This is a genomic window from Microbispora sp. NPDC049633, from assembly GCF_040675265.1.
GTDB lineage: Bacteria > Actinomycetota > Actinomycetes > Streptosporangiales > Streptosporangiaceae > Microbispora > Microbispora maris.
The window spans coordinates 1-16,343 of the sequence record NZ_JBFAOO010000167.1; the positions used below are offsets into that span (position 1 = coordinate 1).

A 16,343-nucleotide genomic window follows, 5' to 3' on the forward strand; every position below is an offset into this window, starting at 1 on the left:
GCCGCGCCGACGCCGCCGCGGCCAAGTCCGGCGGCACCGGGGACGCGGAGCTGGACGCCTACAACGACTATCTGGCGAAGCTGAACAAGCGGGATACGGCCGCGGAGTAGGCGCGGCGGGTTCTGCCGGCGGATCAATGCTTGGTGAGCGCGTGGCGCCACGCCGGAACCGGCGAGCGCCGCCGCGCCGTCCTCGGCCCGGCTACGGCAGGGTCAGGATCTCGTGCCCCGTCTCGGTCACGACGATGGTGTGCTCGAACTGCGCGGTCCGCTTGCGGTCCCTGGTCACCGCGGTCCACTTGTCCGGCCAGATGTCGTAGTCGATCGTGCCGAGCGTGAGCATGGGCTCGATCGTGAACGTCATCCCCGGCACCAGGGTCACCGACAGCGAGGGGTCGTCGTAGTGGGGGACGATGAGCCCGGAGTGGAACGAGGCTCCGATGCCGTGGCCGGTGAAGTCGCGGACGACGCCGTAGCCGAAGCGCTTGGCGTACGCCTCGATGACCCGGCCGACGATGTTGAGCTGGCGGCCCGGCGCGACCGCCTTGATCGCCCGCATCATCGCCTCGCGGGTCCGCTCGACCAGCAGGCGGGACTCCTCGTCGACCTCCCCGACCAGGAAGGTGGCGTCGGTGTCGCCGTGCACGCCGCCGATGAAGGCGGTGATGTCCACGTTGACGATGTCACCGTCGCGCAGCACGGTGTCGTCCGGGATCCCGTGGCAGATCACCTCGTTGATCGACGTGCACAGCGACTTCGGGTAGCCGCGGTAGCCGAGCGTGGAGGGGTAGGCGTCGTGGTCGCAGAGGAACTCGTGGCCGATCCGGTCGAGTTCGTCGGTCGTCACGCCGGGGGCGACGTGCTTGCCGACCTCCTCCAGCGCCTGCGCGGCGATCCGGCCCGCGATCCGCATCTTCTCGATGGTCTCGGGGGTTTTGACGTCGCTGTCGCCCTTCTTGGGCTCGGCCTTCCCCACGTACTCGGGGCGGGGGATGTGGGCGGGAACCTTACGGGTGGGCGAGATCCGCCCGGGGCGGAGCAGCGTGGTCATGCGGCCAAGTCTAGTTGCGCGTCAAGGGGGCACGATTATGGGCGTGAGCGATCAATGGTGGTTCTGCCTGAAGCACATGACCGTCGAGCCCGAGAAGGGCTGCCCGAACAAGGACCGGCTCGGCCCCTACGACTCCCGCGACGCCGCCGCCCAGGCCCTGCAGACGGCGGCCGAGCGCAACCGGCGCTGGAGCGAGCAGGACAAGGACTGGGACGACTGATCCCCTGACCTCTTCCCGGACCGGCGTTCCCGCCGTCTTCTCCCCGGCTCCGATCCGCCCTGTCTCCCCGGACCGGGCCGGGGACGCGCTCGCCGCCCGCGAGGCGTGACAGGCGTTCAGCCGATCGCGGCCGTGCCCGCGGATCGGCGTGCCGCCGCGCGGCGGGCGGCGAAGCGGCCCAGCGTCCACACGCCGATGCCGCTCCACACCAGGTTGAGGATCGCCGAGGGCCAGGCGGAGTGGTACGCGCTGTTGACCATCATGGTGACCGCCCCGCCGAAGTTGAGCAGCTGGTAGGGCAGGCCGTCCCCGGACATCCTGCCGGACGACACCATCGCGTACGCGAGCAGGAGGACGACGGCGCCCGCGGTGCCGATGATCGTGATGAACGTGGACATCAGGACGGCTCGCCGTCCAGGGAAGTGGTCATGGTGCGATGATCCTGCCCCTGCAGAGTGAAGAGCAAGTGAAGGATTCTTAATCCACACATAAGATCCGCTGTATGGATATCGACCCCCGGCGGCTGCGGATCCTGCACGAGGTGTCCCGCAGGGGCGGCGTCATGAAGGCCGCCCAGGCGCTGCATCTCACACCCTCCGCCGTCTCCCAGCAGCTCGCCCAGCTGGAACGGGAGGTCGGCCTCGCGCTGTTCGACCGGTCGCAGCGCAGGGTCACGCTGACTCCCGCCGGCCGGGTGCTGGCGGCGTACGCCGAGCGCATCGAGGAGCAGCTCACCGAGGCGAGGCAGGAGCTCAACCGTTTCGCCGAGCGGCTGTCCGGGCCGGTCACGGTCGCGGCGTTCCCGACCGTGATCCGGCATCTGCTCGTCCCCGCCCTGCGTGAGCTGGCCGTACGGCACCCGCGGATCACCCCCGTGATCCACGAGCTGTTCGGGCCGGGCGCGGTGCAGGAGCTGCGCCTCGGCGGCGTGGACCTGGTGGTGACGGAACGGGACATGAGCCGGCCCGCCGCGTCCCTGCAATCGATGTCCCGGCACCGCCTCCACGACGACGAGTACCGCATCGTCGCCCCGCCGTCGTGGGACCGGGTGCCCGCCACCGTCGCCGACCTCGTCGACCTGCCGTGGGTCGCCGGCGTGCCCGACCAGGCGTGCGGGCAGGCGCTCGAACGGCTCGCCCAGCTCCACGGGTTCGTCCCGCGCCGCGTGCACGTGATCGCGGAGTTCCCGCCCGTGCTCGGGCTGGTCTCCGCGGGGCACGGCGTGGCGATCGTGCCGTCGCTGGCGCTGCTCGACGTGCCGCCGGGCGAGGTGGTCGTCACCGGCATCCGCGGCGTGGGCAGCCGCAGGATCGAGGCGCTGACCAGGGTGAGCCGTACGGCGTCGGGGGAGCCCGACCCCATGCAGGCCGTGGTGATCGAGGTGCTGCGCGAGGCGGCCGAGGCGGTGGACCGACGGGTGAGCGAGCTCAGCCGTGTCCCGCTCGATCCGCCCACGTCCTGACACGCCGCCGGACGCCGTGCGCGTCAGTCGCTCACCTCAGTCGCTCACCTCAGTCGCTCACCTGGGGGCCGGTGATCCGGTCGGCCAGGCGGGCGAGGCGCTCCCGCAGGCCGAGCCGCCGCACCTCCCCGGCGGCGCTGCTCACCAGGTGCTGCGCCGCGTCGAAGCTCAGGACGGACTCCCCGGCCGGTACGGCGATCGCGTCGTGGGCCAGCGACTCCAGCTCGGGGTCGCCGCCGTCGACGGCGAGAATCGTGGCGCCGCTGCGGCGGGCGTCGTCCACCCGCTCCAGCAGGGGCACGGGCGCCGTCTGCTCGGCGACCACGAAGAGCGTCTCGCCCCTGCCGGTGCCGCGCAGCCGCTCCATCCCGACCCGCAGGTGGGCGGGCGCGCCGGGCGGCGGCGCCCAGCGGACGAGCGTGGGGGAGAGCTGGGCGAGCCCCGACAGCCGGGCCTCGTCGGCGAGATGAGCGGTGACGTGCCACGGCTCGTCCTCGGGGGTGCCGACGACGAGGAGCCCCCCGGCCGACCGGGTGGCCCGCAGGGCCAGGCCGAGCTCCCGGGTGCGTTCGACCCATCCGGTGGAGGCGAGCACTTCGCGCAGCAGGTTCACCGATGCGGCGTCCATGACCGCCATGGTGCCTGACACAAGCGCGTGAAGTCCCGCCAATTGGGTCCTTGACACACCGTTACCGTCAGGTAACGATCAGCTCGCGGCGCCGATTGTGGAATGTGATCCAACAGCCGGAAGGCGGCTCTATGAACCTTCGCGTTCGTGCCACCCTGTCCATGATCGGGGCTCTCCTCCTGCTGCCCGCGCTCACCGGCACCGCACGCGCGACCTCCGCCGGGGACGTCGTCGAAGCCGGCCGCACGACCGTCTATCTCCTGCCCGGCAAACTGCTGGAGGTGCCGGTCAAGGCATGGCATCTCCGCTACCGCTCCACGTCCGCCACCGGGGAGCCGAACGTCGTCTCGGGCACCCTGCTCGTCCCCGACGCCCCGTATCCGCTCGGCAGGCGGCCCATCGCCGGATACGCCGTGGGGACGCACGGCATGGGCGACCTGTGCGCGCCGTCGGCCGCCATGGCGAACGGCACCGAGGCCGAACTCGCCATCGTGAGCCTGATGCTGCTCAAGGGCTGGGCCGTCGCGATGACCGACTACGAGGGTCTCGGCACGCCGGGCGACCACACGTACATGGCGGGGCTGTCCCAGGGACACGCCGTGCTCGACTCCATCAGGGCGGCGGCGCGGGTGCCGGACGCGAACCTGTCCGCCACCGCCCCCGTCGTGGTCATGGGCTACTCGCAGGGCGGGGCGTCGGCGGCCTGGGCCGCCCAGCTGCAGCCGTCGTACGCGCCCGAACTGCGGCTCAAAGGCGTCGCGGCGGGCGGCGTGCCCGCCGACCTGCGGGCGGTGGCCGACCACCTGGACGGCACGGGCGACTTCGGGCTCGCCGCGGCGGCCGGCATCGGGCTGGACGCCGCCTATCCGGAGCTGAACCTCGAGAGCTACCTGACCCCCGAGGGCGCGGCCCTGTTCGGGGACGCGCGCGACGACTGCGTGAGCGACCTGCGCGCCAGGTTCGACGGGCGGCGCCTAGCGGACTTCACCACCGCCGACGTCATGAACCTGCCGGACTGGCGGGCCCGCCTCGCCGAGAACCGCCTCGGCGCGTCCGCGCCGCGGGTGCCGCTGTTCCTCTACCACGCCAAGGGTGACGAGATCATCCCGTACGAGGTGGGCCGGACCCTGCGCAAGGAGTACTGCGCGCGGGGCGTGAACGTCCTGTGGACCGGGCTGCCGGCCGGCAGCCACGTGCTCGGCGCGGTCGAGGGCGGCCCGCTGGCGGTCGCCTGGCTCGCCACCCGCGTCGCCGGTCTCCCCGCCATCCCCAACTGCTGAGCGTCTGGCAGAGCCGCCGCCGGCGTTCTCCGCGGACGCGGGACCGCCGGCCGGCAGCCGGTCGTACGCGCGCTTCAGCGGGTCGAGCGGACGAGGTCGCCCTCGTAGGCCGCGATGACGAGGTGCGCGCGATCCCGAGCCTGGAGTTTGCTCAGCAGGTTGCCGATGTGGGTCTTGACGGTCTTGATCGAGATCGTGAGTCGCGCGGCGATCTCGCCGTTGGAGAGCCCGCGAGCGACCAGGGTGAGAACCTCGGTCTCCCGTTCGGTGAGAGCGTCCAGGCGCGCGTGCCGCGCGCGTGGTGGCTGGGCGACGTAGGCCTCGATCATGCGTGCGAGAACCTGCGGGGCGAACAGCGATTCACCCCGGTGAGTCCGGCGGATCGCGTCGAGAAGCGTGTCGGGGTGGGAGTCCTTGAGGAGGAAGCCGCTGGCGCCGGCGTGGAGAGCGGCGCGGACATACTCGTCGAGCTCGAACATCGTGAGCACGATGACCTTCACGGATCCGGAACCCGCGCCGGCCATGACGCGGCGGGTGGCCGCGATCCCATCGGTACCCGGCATCCGGATGTCCATGAGCACCACGTCGGGACGCAGTTCGGCACTCAGCCTGACGGCCTCGTCGCCGGTGCCCGCCTCGCCGACGACCGCCATGTCGTGGTTGGCGTCGATGACGGCGGCGAGGCTGTGGCGCAGCAGGGGCTGGTCGTCGGCGATGACGACGCGAATCGGAGTTCCGCGGTCGTTCATGACAGCCGGGCCTCGGGAATGCGGGCGGTGACGCGGAAGCCGTTCCCGGCGTGCCGGGCTTCGAAGGTCCCGCCGATCGCGGTGACGCGTTCCCGCAGCCCCTCGATTCCGTGCCCGGCTCCCGCGTGCGGGGTCCATCCATCCACCGGTCCTTCGTCCAGGACGCTCGTGACGATCCAGTCGCCGTCGCGACGGACGGACACGGTCGCGCTGGTCGGCCCGGCGTGCCGGGCGGTGTTCGTGAGGGCTTCGCGCACGACGGAGCAGACCGCGAGTTGCGCCCCGGGGCTGATGTCGTCGATCTCGCCGAGCCTGAGAGTGACGGCCGGGCCCGCCCTCCGGGCATCCTCGATGATGGCCGGCAGGTCCCGGAGGGAGTCCGCGGGCCGCAGGGGTGCGGCCACAGCGGTCGAGTCACGGAGCACGTTGAGCATGCGGCGTAGCTCCGTCGTGGTCTGCCGCCCGATGCGCTCGATGTCCGACAGCGCCGCGGAGGGGTCGTCGGCCGCGCCGGGATAACACGCCGCGCTCGCCCTGACGGTGATCAGGCCGAGACCGTGGGAGACGATGTCGTGCAGCTCGCGCGCGATCCGGAGTCGTTCCGCCTGCGCCGCGCGTTCGCCGGCCCACGCCGTGAGCCGCGCTTCGTACGCGATCCGCTGCCGGCGCGCGCTCGACGCCGCCCGCACGGTGACCGCCAGCGCCAGCGCGGCGATGACGACGGGGAGGACGACTGCGGCGAGACCTCCGCGGCTGACCGTGAGAAGAGCGAGCAACAGCACGAAGTGAACGGCGACGGCCAGTGGCCAGACTCGCCGCCCGCGTCTCGGAAGTGCTTGATCGGCCCCCATGGTCCAAATCTAAGGACTCTCCTCGACGGGCACATCGGACCAGGGTCCGAGAGGTCCAGGGCCGAGCCGCCAGAACGAGTCCGGTCTCCGGCCCGATGACCGGAGATGACGCTCCGCGTACACCTGTGCACATGATTACGATCGACCACCTCGTCAAGCGGCGCGGTTCCCGGCAGATCCTCACCGGCATCAGCTTCCGGGCCCGCCCCGGAAGGGTGACGGGGTTCCTCGGCCCGAACGGCGCGGGCAAGAGCTCCACATTGCGCATTCTGCTCGGCCTGGACCGGGCGACCTCCGGCACGGCGCTCATCGAATCCGTCCCGTTCGCGAAGCTTCGTGACCCGCTGTCCGTGGTCGGGGCCGTGCTGGACGGCTCCGGGGCGCACCGGGCGCGGACGGGCCGGGCACACCTGCGCTGGGTGGCCCGCTCGGCGGGACTGCCGCGTGCCCGTGTCGACGAGGTGCTCGAGGTCGTGGGCCTGACGAACGCCGCGTCGAAGCGGGTCGGCGGCTACTCCCTGGGCATGGGGCGCCGGCTCGGGCTGGCGACGGCGCTGCTCGGCGATCCGGAGATCCTGGTCCTGGACGAGCCGGTGAACGGGCTGGATCCGGACGGCATCCGGTGGATCAGGACCTTCCTGCGTGAACGCGCCGCGTCCGGCCGGACCGTGCTGCTGTCCAGCCACCTGATGGGGGAGCTCGCGGAGACGGTGGACGACGTCGTGATCATCAACGAGGGCAGGGTCGTGGCGGACGGCACCCTCGGCGAGGTCACCGGCTCCCACCGCACCCTCGAGGACGCGTTCTTCGCCCGCACCACCGGTGGTGCGCCGTGAAGCCGCTCGCGGCGGAGGCCTCGAAGCTCGCCTCCCTGCCGGCGGTGTGGATCGCGACGGCGGCCGGGGTGCTCGTGCCGGGCGTGGTCGCCGCGATCACCGCCTCCTCGGCCCGTGGCGCGATCGACCGGGGCGTCACGGTGATCGCCGCGATCGACACCGGCTACCAGGAGCTGGCCTTCGGGGTGGTCGGGGCGATCGTTCTCGGCGTCGCCGGGGTCGGCAGCGAGTACGTCACCGAGAGCGCGGAATCCGGAGACGGGCGTCAGATCACCACCAGCCTGACCGCCGTCCCCTCCCGCCTCCGATTCCTGCTCGCGAAAATGTCCGCGATCGCGATCGGCGCCGCGATGCTCGCGATCATCGCGGCGGGGGGCACCATGGGCGTCGTCCGCGTGGTGCTCGGCGAGCACGCTCCGGCATGGGGAGCGGACGACGTTCCGCGGCTGGCCGGCGTGGTCTGCTACTGGACGTACACCGCGCTCCTCGCCGCCGGGATCACCGTGCTCACCCGCCACGGGGTCGTTCCGCTCACGGTGCTCGTCGCGAACACCTCGGTCGTCTCCGTCACCTACCTGCTGACGAAGATCACGCCGCTGGCGAACTACCTGCCCGACATGGCCGGGATCCGCATGTTCATCCGGGACCTCGCCGGCAGCACCGCCGAGATCAGTCCGCTGACCGGAGGCCTGGTGATGACCGCCTGGGTGACGGCGCTGCTCGTGATCGCCGCGATCTCGTTCGCGTGGAGGGACGCATGACCCTTCCCGGGACGGCGACGCGCACCCGCGGCCGGGAAGCGGTCCAGGCGCTCGCGGCGGAGGTGTCGAAGCTCGTGTCGCTTCCGGCGACCTGGCTCACGCTCGGCGGCGCTCTCGCGGCGAACCCGGTCCTCGCGATCGCGTACACGGTCGCCGGCCTCCGGGGCTCGGCCGGCACCCCGAGCGTCCCCGACCTCGGACTGGCTCCGATCGGCTACACGCAGGCCGGCTTCGTCATCCTCGGCGTCCTCGCCGCCTGCTCCGAGTACACCGGCGGGCAGATTCGCACCACGCTGACCGCGATGCCCCGCCGGGCCCTCCAGCTCACCGCCAAGCACATCGCGTTGGCGATCGTCGTGCTACCCGCCGGGGTGATCACGGCCGCGTCCGGGGTGGTCCTCGCGGCCGTCGTGCTCGGCGACACGGCCGCGCCCGTGACCGCGGGCCGTGCCGCGGGGGCGCTGAGCGGCGCGGTCGCGTACCTCGCGCTGACGACGCTGATCAGCGCGGCCGTCGGCGCCCTCGTGCGCCGGACGCTCGCGGCGGTCGTCGTCCTGCTGGGGTATCTCTTCATCGCCGGACCGATCCTGCGCGACCACGTCTTCGCGGCGAGATACCTTCCGGACAGCGCCGGATTCGCCATGTGGCTCCCACCGGCCGACGACGGGGGCGCGGTGACACCGGTGCACGGCGCGGTGCTCCTCACGGCCTGGACCGCCGTCCTGACCGCCGTCGCGGTGTCCGTGTATCGCCGCCGGGACATGTGAGGCAGCGAGCCGCCCGGCAGGGCCGCCCGTGGCCTCTCAGGTCCCGCGGATCGTGTCCCCGGCGGATCGGGCCCCGGAATCGGGCCCGGGCCGCTCCCGGGCGCGGTCTGCTGGCATGATCTGAGCCATGGCTGAGCACACCACCGTAGATCTCCCCGACGTCTCCGCGCTGACCATCGGCATCCTCGGCGGGACCGGCGACCAGGGCAAGGGACTGGCCCGCCGGTTCTCGCTGGCCGGGCACACCGTGCTGATCGGCTCGCGCAGCGCCGAGCGCGCCGAGGAGGCGGCGCGTGAGATCGGCGTACGCGGGGCGACCAACGCCGATGTGGCGGCCGAGGCGGACATCGTGATCGTCGCGGTGCCCTGGGAGGGGCACAAGGCCCTGCTGGAGTCCCTGCGCGAGCCGCTCACCGGCAAGATCGTGGTGGACTGCGTCAACCCGCTCGGCTTCGACAAGCGGGGGGCGTACGCGCTGCCGGTGGAGGAGGGGAGCGCGGCCCAGCAGGCGGCGGCGGTGCTGACCGGCAGCCGGGTCGTCGCGGCCTTCCACCACGTGTCGGCGGTCCTGCTGCTCGACCCCTCGGTGGCGGAGATCGACCTCGACGTGCTCGTGCTCGGCGACGACCGCGAGGCCACCGACGTCGTACGCGCGCTCGCCGGCCGCATCCCCGGCGCCCGCGGCGTCTACGCGGGCCGCCTGCGCAACGCCCAGCAGGTCGAGGCGTTCACGGCGAACCTGATCTCGATCAACCGCCGCTACAAGGCCCACGCGGGCATCCGGGTCACCGACGTCTGAGCCTCACACGGCGGTGGCGACGAGCCAGTCGGCCACCGCCTCGGGGGCGACGAGCTGGTGCAGGTGCTCGCCGGGGATGCGGGCGACCGGCCAGCCCCGCTCCCCGGCCTCGTGGGCGAGGGCGGCGTACGCGTCCGCGAACCACAGGTAGCCGCTCCTGAGGTGGTCCCATCGGGCCGGCACCGGGATCTCCTCCGAGTAGTACGCGAGGGGCAGCCGCGCCTGCTCGGCCACGACCACCTGCCGGACCACCGGGTCGGGCAGGAGCGCGGCGACGTCGTCCTCGGGCCACCAGTCGGTCCAGCGGGGCAGGACGCCCGCGTCGTCGGCGAGGCCGCGCAGGAAGGCGAGGTGCTCCGGCTCCGCGGCACGGCAGGCGCCCCTGCGCGGCGGCAGGGCGGCGTCGACGAACAGGCACGCGGCGACCTGCCCGGCGAGGGCCTGCGCGATCAGCGGCACGAACAGCCCCGCGTTGCTGTGCGCGACGACGGCGAGCGGCCCGTGCGGCGCGCTCGCCGCCACCTCGCTCACCACCCTCGGCCAGTACGGCGGCGGGCCCGCCGTCACGTCGGTCAGCGGGGGCACCACGGCGGTGTGCCCGCGCGCCCGGAGGGCCTCGGCGACCGGGGTCCAGGTCGAGGGGCCGACGGAGGGACTGTGCACGAGGAGGAAGCTGACATCCACCTCCTCATCCTCACCGGGCGCGGCGGAGACGGAACCCTCCTCCGCTCGACGCGTAACCGAGCACTGGCCAGCCAATCTGACAAGAGCGGCTTTTCTGGGTCATTCTGGACGGCATGGACTCCCTGCATCCGGAAACGCGCGTCGTCCACCTGCCCCGGCCCACGCCGGAGGGCAGCAGGCCGATCGCCATGCCGATCTACCAGACCTCGGGGTTCGTCTTCGACGATCCGGCCGTCTTCGCCGACGGCATGGGGCGGCCCGACGGGGCGTACGTGTACGGCCGGCTCTCCAATCCCACCGTCCGCGCCATGGAGGAGGCGGTCGCCGGGCTGGAGGGCGGCGTGGCCGCCGTGGCCACCGGCTCGGGCATGGGCGCGATCAACGCCGTGCTCCTCGGCCTGCTGAGGTCGGGCGACCACGTGATCGCCCAGTCGGCGCTGTACGGCGCCACCGCACAGGCGCTGAACAGCCTCGTGGAGCGCTTCGGCGTCGAGGTCACCCACGTGCCGCAGGACGACCCCGCCGCCGTACGGGCAGCCGTGCGGCCCACGACGAAGCTGCTGTATCTGGAGACCATCGCCAATCCGATGACGCAGGTGGCCGACCTGCCGGGGATGTGCGCGGCGGCGCGCGAGGCCGGGATCCTCACCGTGGTCGACAACACCTTCGCCTCGCCGGTCCTGTGCCGCCCGATCGAGCACGGCGCGGACATCGTGGTGCATTCGGTGACCAAGTATCTGTCCGGGCACACCGACGTCGTCGGCGGGATCGCCGTGTTCGCCTCGGAGGACCTGCACCGCACGGTGTGGTCGTACGCGGTGGAGCTCGGCGCGACGGCCGACCCGTTCGCCGCCTGGCTGACCCTGCGGGGGATGCAGACGCTGCCGCTGCGGATGGAGCGCCACTGCGCCAACGCCCGCGTGCTCGCGACGCGGCTCGCCGGGCACCCGGCCGTGGCCGCCGTCCACTGGCCGGGCCTGGCCTCCCACCCGTCGCACGAGCTGGCCGCCAAGCTCCTGCCCGACTTCGGCGGCGTGTTCTCCTTCGATCTGGCGGGAGGGCGTACGGCGGGCGAGGCGTTCATGCGCAACGTCCGGCTCGCGCTGCTCGCGCCCTCTCTCGGCGGCGTGGAGACGCTGATCCTCCACCCGGCCACGACGTCGCACCGTACGGTGAGCGCCGCGGGTCTGGCCGCCGCGGGCATCGGCGAGGGGACGGTCCGGGTGGCGGTGGGCATCGAGCACGCCGAGGACCTGTGGGCCGACTTCGCCCAGGCGCTCGACGCGACCTGAGGCGCCCTCACGCGAAGGGCGGCCACGGCGGGTGCCGCGGCCGCCCGGCGGGGCGTCAGCGGTAGCTGTGCTCGGGCCTGGGGAAGGCGCCGGAGACGACCTCGTCGGCGTACGCGCGGATCGCCCGGTCCATCTCCCCGGCCAGGTCGAAGTACTTCTTCACGAACTTCGCGGGCTGCGGGGTCAGGCCCATCAGGTCCTGCCAGACGAGGACCTGCGCGTCGGTGTCGGGCCCGGCCCCGATCCCGATCGTGGGAATGCTCAGCGACGTGGTGACCCGCTGGGCGAGGTCGGCGGGGACGCACTCCAGCACGACGGCGAAGGCGCCCGCGTGCTCCAGCGCCTTCGCGTCGGCCATGAGCTCGTCACCCGCCTGGCCGCGGCCCTGCACCCGGTAGCCGCCGAAGGCGTTGACCGACTGCGGGGTCAGGCCGAGGTGGGCCATGACCGGGATTCCGGCCGAGACGAGCAGCTCCACCTGCGGGAGGACCCGGTGGCCGCCCTCCAGCTTGATGGCATGCGCGCCGGCCTCCTTCATGAAGCGGGCCGCGGTCTCCAGCGCCTGCTGGGGTGAGGCCTGGTAGGAGCCGAACGGCAGGTCGGCCACGACCATCGCCCGCGACGAGCCGCGTACGACCGCGGCGGTGAGCGGGATGAGGTCGTCGACCGTGACGGGCAGCGTCGAGTCGTAGCCGTAGACGACCATGGCGGCCGAGTCGCCCACGAGCATCACCGGGATGCCCGCCTCGTCGAACACCTTGGCGGTCATGGCGTCGTACGCCGTCACCATCGGCCACTTCTCGTGGCGCTCCTTGGCGGCCGCGATGTCGCGGACGGTGACCCTGCGCCCCGCGGCGCCGCCGTAGAGGGCGGGTGCGGACACAACGGAAACAGAGGACATGGCTACCTCCAGGCCTCGTGGCGCCCCTGTGGCGTCCCCGGACAGTCAGATCATTGCATGTCGACATGGCTTGGAACACCCCGAGTGGGCGGGGTAATCCGCGCATGCGACTCGCGGGGCAAATGGGGCAAATGGGGCGACCCGGCGACGGAGATGTCGGAGGCACCCGGCACAATGCCGTGCGGAGGTAAGGAACCACAATGGCTTTTGATCGTTACCGGCGGGTGCTCGCCCTGCCGGGCGTGCGGGCGTTGCTGCTGGTCGGCATGATCGCGAGAATCCCCCTGACCGGCACCGGCATGACGCTGACCCTGCACGTGGTGAACAGCCAGCATCTGGGTTTCCTCCAGGCGGGCCTGGTCGGCACCGCCTCCATGGCGGGCGCCGCGGTCGGCTCACCGCTCGTCGGCCGCTTCGTCGACCGCCGCGGGCTGCGCCCGGTGATGGCCGTGACGACCGCCGTGCAGCTGTGCGTGTGGTGCGCCGCGCCCGCGATGCCGTACGCCGTGCTGCTGCCGGGCGCGCTGATCGGAGGGCTGTTCAGCCAGCCCGTGTTCGGGGCCATCCGGCAGTGCGTGGCCGCGATGGTGCCGGTGGAGAACCACCAGACCGGCTTCGCCCTCGACTCGATGGGCGTGGAGCTGTCGTACATGGTCGGGCCCGCCCTCGCCGTCGCGAGCGTGACCGCGTTCGACAGCACCGCGACGATGTACGGCGTGGCCGTGGGCCTGGTGGGCTCGGGAGTGGCGCTGTACCTGCTCAACCCGCCCACGCGGTCGGCCGAGGAGGACGCGGGCCATACGATCGCCGTCCCCCGGCGGCAGTGGCTGCGTCCCGGCCTGCTCGCCCTGCTCTGCCTGGTGTCCGGACTGACATTCGTGCTCACCGCGACCGAGCTGAGCGTCGTGGCGATGCTCAAGGCCGGCGGCGCGACCGCCTGGACGGGCCTGGTCATCGCGCTGTGGTGCGCGTTCTCGCTCGTCGGCGGATTCGTGTACGGCGGGCTGTCCCGGGGGTTGTCGCCCGTGGTGCTCGCGGGCGGCCTGTGCGTGCTGACCGCGCCCGTGGGCCTGGTCGGCGGGGGCTGGGGCTGGCTCTGCCTGGCGCTGGTGCCGGCCGGGCTGCTGTGCGCCCCGGCGCTGTCGTCCACCGTGGACGCCGTCAACCGGCGCGTCCCGGCGGCGGCGCGGGGCGAGGCGATGGGCCTGCACGGCACGTCGCTGACGATCGGGGGAGCCCTGGCCGGGCCCCTCGCCGGCGGGCTCCTCGACGCCCACGGTCCCGCCTGGGCCTTCGCCGTGGCCGGGGCGGTCGGCCTCGCGCTGGCCCTGCTCGCCGGGCTCGTCTGGCGGCAGGCTCCGGCCTCCGCCGAGCCGGGAGCGGCCGCCCCCGTGCCCGCGACCCCCGTGCCCGCGACCCCCGTGCCCGCGACCCCCGTGCCCGCGACCCCCGTGCCCGCCGCGCCCGCGCGGCCTGCCCCCGCTCCTGCCGGGGAGTAGAACGGCCCGCGCCCGCCGGGTCACCCATGGGCGCCGCAGGTGGCGAGATGGGGCGCGCCTCGAACCGGGAATAGAACCGGTCCCCGCGCGGATGTACAGGGGGTGCGCGCCGCGCCGCGATGTCCCTGCGGTGCCGTTGACCGGGTGCGTGACCTTGTGCGGTTGTCTGCGGCCCGAGCGCGCGGGCCCGGCCGGAGCCGTCTGCCACCCGATGGACCAGCGGGCACGGCGGCACCGCCGGGATTATGAAACGAACCCGTTGCGTATCGGAATGGCCAGCGCTACGCTTGCGTTGCGAAACTCGATCGTATCGAAATCATGGGGGATTTGTGGAAGCACAAAACGGTCACCCACGCCGATGGCAGATCCTCGGCGTGATGGTGTTCAGCCTGCTGGCAGTCGTCCTCGACAACACCATCCTCAACGTGGCGATCAAGACGATCGCCGATCCCGTTCACGGCCTGGGCGCGACGCAGAGCGAGCTCGAATGGGCGATGAACTCCTACACGCTGGTGTTCGCCGGCCTGCTGTTCACCTTCGGGGTGCTGGGTGACCGCTACGGGCGTAAGCGGATGCTCATGACCGGCATGGTCCTGTTCGGGCTGGCCTCCCTCGCCAGCGCCTACGCCCAGGACCCCATGCAGCTCATCGCGGCGAGGGCGCTGATGGGCCTCGGCGGCGCCGCCATCATGCCGGCGACGCTGGCGGTCATCTCGAACGTCTTCCCGATCCACGAGCGGGGCAAGGCGATCGGCATCTGGGCCGGCGGCGTCGGCATCGCCGTCGCGATCGGCCCGATCACGGGGGGTGTGCTGCTCGAGCACTTCTGGTGGGGTTCGGTCTTCCTCGTCAACGTGCCCATCGTGCTCGTCGGCCTCGCGCTGATCGCCACGATCGTGCCCGACTCCAAGGACCCGAACAAGTCCGGACTCGACCCGGTCGGTGTGCTGCTGTCCATCCTCGGCCTGATCAGCCTCGTCTACGGCATCGTCCGCATCAGCGACCTCGGCACCGTCGCCGACGTCTCGGTCATCGTGCCGACGCTGCTGGGCCTGGCGATCCTCGCCGCGTTCGTCTGGTACGAGAGCCGGATCGACCACCCCGCCTTCGACGTGCGCAACTTCCGCAACGCCGGCTTCTCCACCGCGATCGCCGCCGTCGGCCTCGTGTTCTTCGCGGCCATGGGCGTGATGTTCTTCCTGGCCTTCTACTGGCAGATCGTCCGGGGCTACTCGCCGCTGCAGTCGGGGGCGCTCGTGCTGCCGTTCGCGGCCGCGCAGCTGATCTTCGCGCCGCAGAGCGCGCGCATGGTGCAGAAGTACGGCGCGCGGGCCGTCGGCACGGTCGCGATGCTCGTCATCACGCTGGCCCTCGCGGCGTACGCCCTGGTGGAGGTGGACACGCCGATCTGGATCCTGCTGGTCCTCGGCTTCGTCCAGGGTGCGGCGATGGCCAACATCATGCCCCCGGCGACCACGGCCATCATGAACGCGCTGCCGCGTGAGAAGGCCGGTGTGGGCTCCTCGATGAGCAACGTCGTCCGGCAGGTCGGCGGCACGCTGGGCATCGCCATCCTCGGCGCGGTCCTGTCCGCCAGCTACCGCAGCGACATGGAGGACAAGGTCACCGCCCTGCCGGAGCAGCTCCGCCACGTCGTGACCGAGTCCATCTCCGGAGCGGCCGGCGTCGCCGGCAACCTGGGCGCGCGGGGTGCGAGCCTGCTCGACGCCGCGAACGCCGCGTTCGTCACCGGCGTCCACTGGGCGGCCCTCGGATCGGCCCTCGTCGCCCTCATCGGCACCCTCGTGGTGGCCCGCTGGATGCCGGGCAAGGCTTCGGTCGACGCCGTGGTCCCCACAGCTGAGACCGAAAAGGAGACGGCGGTAGTGTGAACTCGCCATGAAGACGCAGCAGACGGCTGAAGGGGTGGCCCGCCCGGCGGGCCGCCCGCGCAGCGAGAAGGCGGATCGGTCGATCATCGAGGCCACTCTCGAACTGCTCGGTGAGGGCATCGGGGTTTCGGAGCTGTCCATCGAGTCGATCGCCGGCCGCGCCGGTGTCGGGAAGACCACGATCTACCGCCGGTGGTCCAACAAGGAGGACCTGGTGGTGGACGCCCTGGCGACGCTCAAGCCGCCGATCCCGCTGCCGCAGGGCGGAACCGTGCGAGACGACCTGGTGACCTACCTCCGGGTGATCCAGGAGGAGTCCCGCCACCATCGCACCCGCTGCATCATGAACATCGCCATGAGCGACTCCGAGCGGCATCCCCGGCTGGCGGAGCGGTTCCGCGAGCTGGCCGTGGAGCCGCGCCGGGCGGTCGTGGCGGCCGTCCTGCGCCGCGGCATGGAGACCGGCGAACTGCGCGCGGACCTCGACGTCGACATGGCGCTGGCGCTGCTCAGCGGGGCCATGATCTGGCACACGAAGTGGTCCCACTCCGGCGACCCCCAGGCGGACCTGCCCGAGCGCATCGTCGACGAGGCGCTCAAGGGCTTCCGCCCCCGCCCCTCCACCCCCGAGACCGGGCACGGCCCCAGCACCCACGCCGGGCCACACCCCGC

At 72.3% G+C, this 16,343-nt stretch carries 18 protein-coding genes; 11 read left to right on the plus strand and 7 right to left on the minus strand.

Annotation, left to right across the window (positions count from 1 at the left end; translation table 11 throughout):
- Positions 1-201: 201 nt before the first annotated feature.
- On the minus strand, positions 202-1,050 hold the full coding sequence (gene map, locus AB0J39_RS30490; RefSeq protein ID WP_363471019.1) for a type I methionyl aminopeptidase: 849 nt from the start codon (positions 1,048-1,050) through the stop codon (positions 202-204).
- Positions 1,051-1,093: 43 nt separating this feature from the next.
- Here map and AB0J39_RS30495 point away from each other — a divergent pair, with 43 nt between their 5' ends.
- Positions 1,094-1,270: a hypothetical protein gene (locus tag AB0J39_RS30495; RefSeq protein WP_363471022.1), complete on the plus strand. Its 177-nt coding sequence runs from the start codon at positions 1,094-1,096 to the stop codon at positions 1,268-1,270.
- Positions 1,271-1,386: 116 nt separating this feature from the next.
- Here AB0J39_RS30495 and AB0J39_RS30500 read toward each other — a convergent pair whose 3' ends face one another.
- Complete coding sequence (locus AB0J39_RS30500) at positions 1,387-1,668, minus strand: hypothetical protein (protein WP_363471025.1); 282 nt, start codon at positions 1,666-1,668, stop codon at positions 1,387-1,389.
- A 104-nt stretch (positions 1,669-1,772) separates the two neighbouring features.
- On the opposite strand from AB0J39_RS30500, the gene AB0J39_RS30505 reads away from it, so the two are divergent.
- Positions 1,773-2,732, plus strand: a complete 960-nt coding sequence (locus AB0J39_RS30505; RefSeq protein WP_363471028.1) for a LysR family transcriptional regulator — start codon at positions 1,773-1,775, stop codon at positions 2,730-2,732.
- Between the two features lie 49 nt (positions 2,733-2,781).
- Here AB0J39_RS30505 and AB0J39_RS30510 read toward each other — a convergent pair whose 3' ends face one another.
- Positions 2,782-3,360, minus strand: a complete 579-nt coding sequence (locus AB0J39_RS30510) for a hypothetical protein (RefSeq protein WP_363471031.1) — start codon at positions 3,358-3,360, stop codon at positions 2,782-2,784.
- A 131-nt stretch (positions 3,361-3,491) separates the two neighbouring features.
- On the opposite strand from AB0J39_RS30510, the gene AB0J39_RS30515 reads away from it, so the two are divergent.
- Complete coding sequence (locus AB0J39_RS30515) at positions 3,492-4,640, plus strand: lipase family protein (RefSeq protein ID WP_363471034.1); 1,149 nt, start codon at positions 3,492-3,494, stop codon at positions 4,638-4,640.
- Between the two features lie 74 nt (positions 4,641-4,714).
- On the opposite strand, the gene AB0J39_RS30520 is transcribed toward AB0J39_RS30515, so the two are convergent.
- Positions 4,715-5,389 carry a response regulator transcription factor gene (locus tag AB0J39_RS30520; protein WP_363471037.1) on the minus strand — a complete coding sequence of 225 codons (675 nt, stop codon included), beginning with the start codon at positions 5,387-5,389 and terminating at the stop codon, positions 4,715-4,717.
- The gene (locus tag AB0J39_RS30525) at positions 5,386-6,171 is read right to left on the minus strand and encodes a histidine kinase (RefSeq protein WP_363471039.1); all 786 of its coding nucleotides are present in this window, start codon (positions 6,169-6,171) and stop codon (positions 5,386-5,388) included. Before AB0J39_RS30525 ends, AB0J39_RS30520 begins: the two co-directional genes overlap by 4 nt.
- 200 nt (positions 6,172-6,371) lie before the next feature.
- Between AB0J39_RS30525 and AB0J39_RS30530 the strand changes: the two genes are divergently transcribed.
- The 4 genes from AB0J39_RS30530 (at position 6,372) to npdG (ending at position 9,403) form a co-directional block, all read left to right on the plus strand.
- Complete coding sequence (locus AB0J39_RS30530) at positions 6,372-7,076, plus strand: ATP-binding cassette domain-containing protein (protein WP_363471042.1); 705 nt, start codon at positions 6,372-6,374, stop codon at positions 7,074-7,076.
- Positions 7,073-7,837: an ABC transporter permease gene (locus tag AB0J39_RS30535; protein WP_363471045.1), complete on the plus strand. Its 765-nt coding sequence runs from the start codon at positions 7,073-7,075 to the stop codon at positions 7,835-7,837. Before AB0J39_RS30530 ends, AB0J39_RS30535 begins: the two co-directional genes overlap by 4 nt.
- Positions 7,834-8,604: a hypothetical protein gene (locus AB0J39_RS30540; RefSeq protein ID WP_363471048.1), complete on the plus strand. Its 771-nt coding sequence runs from the start codon at positions 7,834-7,836 to the stop codon at positions 8,602-8,604. The genes AB0J39_RS30535 and AB0J39_RS30540 overlap by 4 nt, the downstream gene beginning before the upstream one ends.
- A 127-nt stretch (positions 8,605-8,731) precedes the next feature.
- Positions 8,732-9,403 (plus strand): NADPH-dependent F420 reductase, encoded by a 672-nt coding sequence (gene npdG, locus AB0J39_RS30545; protein ID WP_363471051.1) that lies wholly within the window; start codon positions 8,732-8,734, stop codon positions 9,401-9,403.
- A 3-nt stretch (positions 9,404-9,406) separates the two neighbouring features.
- On the opposite strand, the gene AB0J39_RS30550 is transcribed toward npdG, so the two are convergent.
- Positions 9,407-10,087 carry an alpha/beta hydrolase gene (locus AB0J39_RS30550; protein ID WP_363471054.1) on the minus strand — a complete coding sequence of 227 codons (681 nt, stop codon included), beginning with the start codon at positions 10,085-10,087 and terminating at the stop codon, positions 9,407-9,409.
- Positions 10,088-10,200: 113 nt separating this feature from the next.
- Here AB0J39_RS30550 and AB0J39_RS30555 point away from each other — a divergent pair, with 113 nt between their 5' ends.
- The gene (locus AB0J39_RS30555; RefSeq protein WP_363471057.1) at positions 10,201-11,379 is read left to right on the plus strand and encodes an aminotransferase class I/II-fold pyridoxal phosphate-dependent enzyme; all 1,179 of its coding nucleotides are present in this window, start codon (positions 10,201-10,203) and stop codon (positions 11,377-11,379) included.
- A 55-nt stretch (positions 11,380-11,434) separates the two neighbouring features.
- On the opposite strand, the gene panB is transcribed toward AB0J39_RS30555, so the two are convergent.
- Complete coding sequence (gene panB, locus AB0J39_RS30560) at positions 11,435-12,280, minus strand: 3-methyl-2-oxobutanoate hydroxymethyltransferase (RefSeq protein WP_363471059.1); 846 nt, start codon at positions 12,278-12,280, stop codon at positions 11,435-11,437.
- Positions 12,281-12,480: 200 nt separating this feature from the next.
- Here panB and AB0J39_RS30565 point away from each other — a divergent pair, with 200 nt between their 5' ends.
- From AB0J39_RS30565 to AB0J39_RS30575, 3 genes are all read left to right on the plus strand, one after another.
- Positions 12,481-13,779 (plus strand): MFS transporter, encoded by a 1,299-nt coding sequence (locus tag AB0J39_RS30565; RefSeq protein WP_363471062.1) that lies wholly within the window; start codon positions 12,481-12,483, stop codon positions 13,777-13,779.
- 377 nt (positions 13,780-14,156) lie between these two features.
- Complete coding sequence (locus AB0J39_RS30570; RefSeq protein ID WP_363471065.1) at positions 14,157-15,671, plus strand: MFS transporter; 1,515 nt, start codon at positions 14,157-14,159, stop codon at positions 15,669-15,671.
- 7 nt (positions 15,672-15,678) lie between these two features.
- Positions 15,679-16,343, plus strand: a 665-nt coding sequence (locus AB0J39_RS30575; RefSeq protein WP_363471068.1) for a TetR/AcrR family transcriptional regulator, incomplete at its 3' end; no start/stop codon positions are given.